At 34.7% G+C, this 6,484-nt stretch carries 4 protein-coding genes and 4 pseudogenes; 4 read left to right on the top strand and 4 right to left on the bottom strand.

Features of this window, described 5'->3' with window-relative positions; translation table 11 throughout:
* The first annotated feature begins 220 nt into the window (after nt 1-220).
* Nucleotides 221-619, top strand: a complete 399-nt coding sequence (locus FTV32_RS15455; RefSeq protein ID WP_180029074.1) for a hypothetical protein — start codon at nt 221-223, stop codon at nt 617-619.
* 545 nt (nt 620-1,164) lie between these two features.
* Here FTV32_RS15455 and FTV32_RS15450 read toward each other — a convergent pair.
* The 4 genes and pseudogenes from FTV32_RS15450 to FTV32_RS15435 form a co-directional block, all read right to left on the bottom strand.
* Nucleotides 1,165-1,626 (bottom strand): annotated as a pseudogene (locus FTV32_RS15450) (hypothetical protein); the annotation flags it as partial.
* Nucleotides 1,627-1,688: 62 nt separating this feature from the next.
* Nucleotides 1,689-2,029, bottom strand: a pseudogene (locus FTV32_RS15445) (transposase); the annotation flags it as partial.
* A 137-nt stretch (nt 2,030-2,166) separates the two neighbouring features.
* Nucleotides 2,167-2,478: a hypothetical protein gene (locus tag FTV32_RS15440; protein WP_228133300.1), complete on the bottom strand. Its 312-nt coding sequence runs from the start codon at nt 2,476-2,478 to the stop codon at nt 2,167-2,169.
* Nucleotides 2,479-2,544: 66 nt separating this feature from the next.
* Complete coding sequence (locus FTV32_RS15435; protein ID WP_180029073.1) at nt 2,545-4,098, bottom strand: esterase-like activity of phytase family protein; 1,554 nt, start codon at nt 4,096-4,098, stop codon at nt 2,545-2,547.
* Between the two features lie 109 nt (nt 4,099-4,207).
* On the opposite strand from FTV32_RS15435, the pseudogene FTV32_RS15430 reads away from it, so the two are divergent.
* The 3 genes and pseudogenes from FTV32_RS15430 to FTV32_RS15425 form a co-directional block, all read left to right on the top strand.
* A pseudogene (locus FTV32_RS15430) lies at nt 4,208-4,453 on the top strand (IS4 family transposase); the annotation flags it as partial.
* 111 nt (nt 4,454-4,564) lie between these two features.
* A pseudogene (locus tag FTV32_RS17590) lies at nt 4,565-5,392 on the top strand (DNA helicase); the annotation flags it as partial.
* Complete coding sequence (locus tag FTV32_RS15425) at nt 5,378-6,361, top strand: DEAD/DEAH box helicase family protein (protein ID WP_373683374.1); 984 nt, start codon at nt 5,378-5,380, stop codon at nt 6,359-6,361. The pseudogene FTV32_RS17590 and the gene FTV32_RS15425, both read left to right, overlap by 15 nt.
* The last annotated feature ends 123 nt before the right edge of the window (nt 6,362-6,484 follow it).

Below are 6,484 nucleotides of genomic sequence, written 5' to 3'. Positions count from 1 at the left end.
TTAAGTTCTTTATCCGACATAGACACCAACATATCAAACCGTCCGCTAAGAAAATTGCAAAAGTGCATATTCTAAAAGCGGACATTTTTACTTTGGAGAAACCGGACATTTCTACTTTGGGCTTACACTCTCTTTTCGTATAACCACCATTATGTTAAATAGACTAAGACTTTGTTGAAATTTCTTTTATAATAAATGAAAATTTAGGGCATTTAATATAATGAAATTACTAAGCTTTATACTGTTATTCGTTAGTTGTAGTTGTTTTGCTTTATCTAGTGAAGAATTTGATAAACAGTATCAAAATTTAAATGGTGAACTCAATAAAGCCGTAATTAATAATATGATCTATTCGAAGAATTATGATGATAAAAAAATTCCATTGTCAGAAAAAATAGAATCTAAAAGTAAGTGGTGTGACTTAACCAAAACTAGAATAAATTTATTAGATTTTGTGATTCAGAATTTTTCTTCTTATAAAGAATGGGTGAAAAAAAACAATCTTGATGATGATTCTAGTTTGGATGATTTTAATAAATTCTATGAAAATCAACAAAAATCATATATTGGTTGTATGGCGGGTCTTGAAGAATTAAAGATGGGTCAAAAGATCGATTAAATTAGAAAAACTAAATTAACATAATACACCTTATGCGAAATGCTTTATAATTGTCTTTATTAATCAATGGTATATATCATTTTGATTGGCCCGTATCCTCCAGATCGGGCTTTTTTAAGGATTTGTCACGTTCCACGCTTAATAAATGAACAATGTTCCACGGTTTTAATTAGCCCAGGTAATCAATTCAACCTCTAGTCATCACTTAAAACAGCATGTAGAACTCGACCAAATAAACCTCGTTTTTTAGGTTGTAGCACAGTAGTAGTTGTTTGCTGAATAGGCTTATCTTCTATAGGTGTAACTTGTGATGGCTGTACAGTTTCGTGTAAGTCTGTAGTTGTACGGACTTGTTCATTTGTACCTTAAAAATGGCTATATTGATTTACAGTAAACCAAACAGCAAGCGGCTGTATATTTAAAGGTATTCTCGATAGATCCGACCACATACACTTCAGTGAATCCCCCTTTTCTGATGACTCCACCTCTCGATAACACTCACTCACAAATATGTGAATGCTTGTTTCATCCAGACGTGGATTAACCTAAAACCTTATCAAATAAGGAAAAACGCAATTACAGAAATTTGATTGGTATTGGTACACAAACTGAGTCTTTGTTGTTGTCGAACTTGGTGCATTATATTAGGTTAAACCTTTTAAAGCACCAAAGCTTGAAGCAGCAAGTTCAACTACTTTTCTTGTGAAATTCGCATTGGGATCTGAATATTTAAACGAAATTTCTGCTAAAACAGGTTTTAGACTACCGTAAGGCATTTGGGTGTACCACAAACTTAACTCTAAATCGGCATCGAATTCACCTAAATCAATCGTTGCACCAGCATATTTACGTTCATAGATGGTTAAACTACTAACTTGGTTCAAAACTTGACTATTACTAAAATTATAATCATTCTTAAAACCTGAAAATAGGATATTAATATCCTCAAAATCGTTAATGGTTCGTGAGGTTGGTACGGTTGTGGACTTGCTTGCAACTACAAGAAAAAGAGATGGTCCCACTTGTTTGAACAACTAAAAGCTTATTGATAAGTGATATTCTGCTCTAATTAAGCTACCTTATTTTGTTGTGGTAGCTGGTTATAGTAAAACTCATCTGGAGTCATTTTGTCCAGACTCGAATGAGGTCGTTTCAAATTATAAAATTCAAAATATGCATTTAATTGCTTTTTCGCATCAAAAACATTGCTGTAGGCTTTGAGATAAACCTCCTCGTATTTAACGCTCCGTCATAATCGTTCAATCATCACATTATCAACCTATGAGCAGTATACTGCGCAAGTTTACCATCCATGCTGATTTGGATATCATTTGATTTTAACACTTCAATAAATGCATCACTGGTAAATTGACTGCCTTGGTCTGTATTAAAGATTTCAGGTCGGCCATAAAACTCAAATTATCTTTACGAGTAATGTCATCTTCTAGTTTTGTTTTCGCGCCTGATACATTACTGGTCAAATCTTTGAGTCAGCAATATAGTGGTCATATCCACGATATTTTAGAGTTACTTCTTTTGTACCATTTTCAATACGTTCTCTGAAACTGTATCCCATATTTTTTTAGCGTACAGCTTCCTTGAGTATCGTAAAAGCGGATTTCTCGTTGTGTATCAAAAGTCATAGCACCAGTGACATTTCGACTGATTTGATTTTCAATCGCAGTTTTAGCAACTGTAAAATAGCTATTTATGTTACTTGCTTCATTACCATAATTAAAATTCATGGCATCTAATAGTACTTTGTATTCGCGAGAGGTGACTTTCGGAGATGCATAACTTAGCGATGGTAACACTGTAATTGCCAGAAAAGTCATTACAGTCAATTGATTTATTTTCATTTTCCCCCCTTGATAAAAATTGAATAAAAAAGCCCAAAAGTTTTGGCTTTTGGGCTTTTTTTATGGTTATGGGTTAAAAAGATTTAACTTATCGGCAATATATAGGGTCGGTGTATCGACACGCATGCGCACATTATCCAAATACTTTTGCTCTAAACCATTGGTTGTCCAAAGCCCCATGTCATCATCATTCACAATTCCAAGGGTTTGTCGGTTAATCAACCATAAACCTTCCATTTTGTCATGTGCATAACTTACACGTTTACCCATATCCAATACCAATGTTTTACTTGCTGGTTGAATATTTAGTGCTTGTAATGCTTCCCATTTTTTATCGTTATTGATGAAATATTGCTCGAGGGTTTTACCTGCAATCGTTAAACCAAGTTTAGGATCTTGTACTAGATCGCCCTGAGTTGCGATATCCTCCAAATTGGTAGCATCCTTCAGATCAATACGATAAACATGTTTCATGATATTCGGATCGTCTTTAAGGAATTTGCCATCACGTTCCAGTACTAAAAACTCATGATCATTAATCGCAATAATAGCTGAGTTTGAGTTAGCATCAATTTCTTGACGATAGAGATACTGAGCAACTTTGCCTGTTTCGAGATTGATCGTCACAATACGTGTTAAGGTTGATTTATTAACAGCTTTGGTCGGTAAGTCCATTGTCGATTGCATAATCCCAACCAATGTTTTTTGGTCAGGTGTAATAGTTAAACCTTCCATACCACGGTTGGCACGACGATAACTAAATTCTTGCGGCAAAGTGAAGGTATTGCGCACATCATTTACAAAAGGATTAATACGACCAATTTCTTTTCCATTGACATCATAGTGCACAATGTGAGGACCATATTCATCACTCACCCAGAATGTACCATCATTCAACGCTGCCAAACCTTCAGAATCGAGACCGTAATCATCAAGTTTAATAGGGTTCGTTATTGGGTCATAAGGCTTTGATGGATCTTTAGCGATAACCTTGCCATGAATATCGTAAGGTCTTTCGCCTGTACCACCTAGTGCAGCAGTATTCGGTAATCCACTAATATTATTTCCATCACGATCTTTTAATAAAATCGTTTTGATGAGTTTGATTAAGCCATCATCTTGTACCTCAAACAACCCAATTTTAGGTATATAGTCTGGCATTGGAAAAATCTTACCAGCACCATTCACGCCATCATTATAGTCAGCATTTGGGCCACGATCTGTGATTGCGTAAAATTGTTTATTGTTCGTAGGATGGGCAGCAACATCAGATCCAAAACCACCCTGTCGAAGTGTAAATGCACTCGCAATAGTTGTTCCATTCGCCTTAAAGCTTGTTAAATTTTGGTAAGGTAATGCAACCCCTTGGGTAAATAAGTTTGGACCACACTGGATGGAGCTTTGCTGGATTTCATTCGCATCCAACTCACCATTTTGATTTTTATCCAAACCGCTTTCAATACGTGTTCCAGCACTCCAGCAATCATCATTTCCAAGTACTAAAGGCGTCTGTTGAATCAAACTATTCAATCCATTTTGACCATTGTCCCCATCATCAGTACATGCCGTTAAGAAAATTGTCGAAGCCAATAAAGCTAAAGTTAGTGGTGTTTTTTTCATGGTTCATAAGCATCATTGTAGAATAGGCTCTACGGTAAAAAACAAAAATGACATTAATGTGAATAAAATATAAATAATTCATGATATTAAAATCTTAGATTAGGATGTGAAATTGATAGCAGTGCTAGCTATCGGTTTCTGTTGGTGCTATTTAACAGGTGAATGGCAACATGATCAGAAAAAAGCGATAAAAATAAAGAAGCATGGACGACTTTCAGTAAGTTTATTTCGCTACGGTTTGGACTATGTTCAAATGGCTATTCTACGTTTGATTGGTTTTGGAAAAAAAGAAGAATTTAAGAAAGTGCTAGCAATTTTAAGAAAGAAAAAGCCTGATAGGACAAGGGTCCTATGAAATTTGTCGTGTACAGAGAATATTTTGAAAATTAATTGATTTATTATATTGTAATTCTTTAATTTAAGATTTGATATTAGGACAGTAATAGCTGTGTTTTAGGAAAAATCAGTGAATAATAAGTTAAAAGAAATTGCCGTTAGATTACAGCAAATTTTAGACCAAATCACATTATTACAAAATGAATATCAAAGCCTTTATCAAGAAAAAGAAAAACTTATATCACTTGAAGAAAAAAATAAGAATTATTTATCAGCAGAAGAAAGACTTTTATTATTTTCTCAAAGGTTTATTGGACGAACTGATACCTTTGCTTATCGTTGGGAAAATAGCAGTGGAAAATCTGGTTATTCTGTTGCTTGTGCAAATGAGTGGAAACATGGCATTTGTTACAAACCTCAAATTAAATGTTCAGACTGTAAAAGCCGTCAACTATTACCCATCACACAAGAAGTTCTTTATTCTCATTTAACTGGACAGAAAATTATAGGCATTTACCCACTATTAGCAACAGATCAATGTAGGTTACTCGCAGTAGATTTTGATAAATCAGATTGGAAAAATTGTGTAACTGCATTTTCTGAAGCGTGCTTATCTTTAAATATACCATTTTTGGTTGAGCGCTCTCGTTCAGGTAATGGCGCGCATGTTTAGATATTTTTCTCTGAACCAATTGCAGCTAAGCAAGCTCGCTTAATGGGTGCAGGTATTCTAGATAAGGCCATGGAACTTTATCCAGCTCTAGATTTTGAATCTTATGATCGTATGTTTCCAAATCAAGATCACATGCCAACAGGCGGATTTGGAAATTTAATAGCATTACCCTTACAAAAGCACGCAAGAGCGCTAGGAAATAGTACCTTTATTGACAGTAACTTTAATGCTTTTACTGACCCATGGACTGTTTTACAACAAACTGAATTAATGAGTTCTTCTGAAGTTAATAATATTGTGAATGAACTAGGCTACAATTTCATCAAACAGAATCAAATAGATATTGACCATGAGGTTCCATGGGTAAAAAATGTTCCTAAAAAAAATCAAAAGATCGCGGGATGTCCAGACACTATTGAATTGGTATTCGCAAATATGATTCACATTCCAATTCAGACATTACCCTCTCAATTGATAGCTCAATTAAAAAGATTAGCCACTTTCTCCAACCCTCGTTTTTTTAAAGCACAAGCAATGCGTTTTTCAACGACAGGAATTCCAAGACACATATGCTGTGCCCGCCTTGAAGGACAATATCTCAGTTTACCACGAGGATGCCTAAAAGATATAATTCACTTGCTTAATCAACAAGATACTAAAATAAAACTAAAAGATCAACGGACTAAAGGCAACATATTAGTCAATATAAATCTACTTACCGAATTATCCTCTGAACAGGAAATAGCATGTAAAAAAATCCTTGAACACGATGTTGGAGTTCTACATGCACCAACGGCTTTTGGAAAAACTGTTACTGCAATCTCTATCATTGCCAAACGCCAAACAAATACACTCATTATTGTTCATAACAAAGAACTTGTTTCTCAATGGAAAGAACGATTACATTCATTTTTAGCCGATGTCGAAATTGGTACAATACAAGGTGGAAGAGCCAAACCATCTAATCAAATTGACATTGCAACATATCAAAGTCTAATCAACCGTGTAAATAATTCAATCAAACCTATCGCCTTTAATTACGGACAAATTATCGTAGATGAATGCCACCATTTATCCGCACCAAGCTATGAATTTCTTCTCAGTGAAGTCAGTCCCTACTACATTCTCGGGTTAACTGCTACACCAGAACGTCAAGATGGGCATCAACCCATTATTTTCATGCAAGCTGGTTCTATTGTATACAAAGCGAAATCAAACAATCACACCCAGCTTAAAAAATTATTAATACAATAGGACTTACGCATTGACGGATTCAAAAAAGTATTAAAATACTTTATAAAGTATCTGTGATCAGACGAATTAAACATGCTTCTACAGCAACTTGTACATTACCCATTTATATGGGCTTTCTCATGA

The sequence above is a fragment of the Acinetobacter sp. YH16032 genome, from assembly GCF_013417345.1.
GTDB lineage: Bacteria > Pseudomonadota > Gammaproteobacteria > Pseudomonadales > Moraxellaceae > Acinetobacter.
This window is presented reverse-complemented; position numbering and strand designations above follow the sequence as displayed.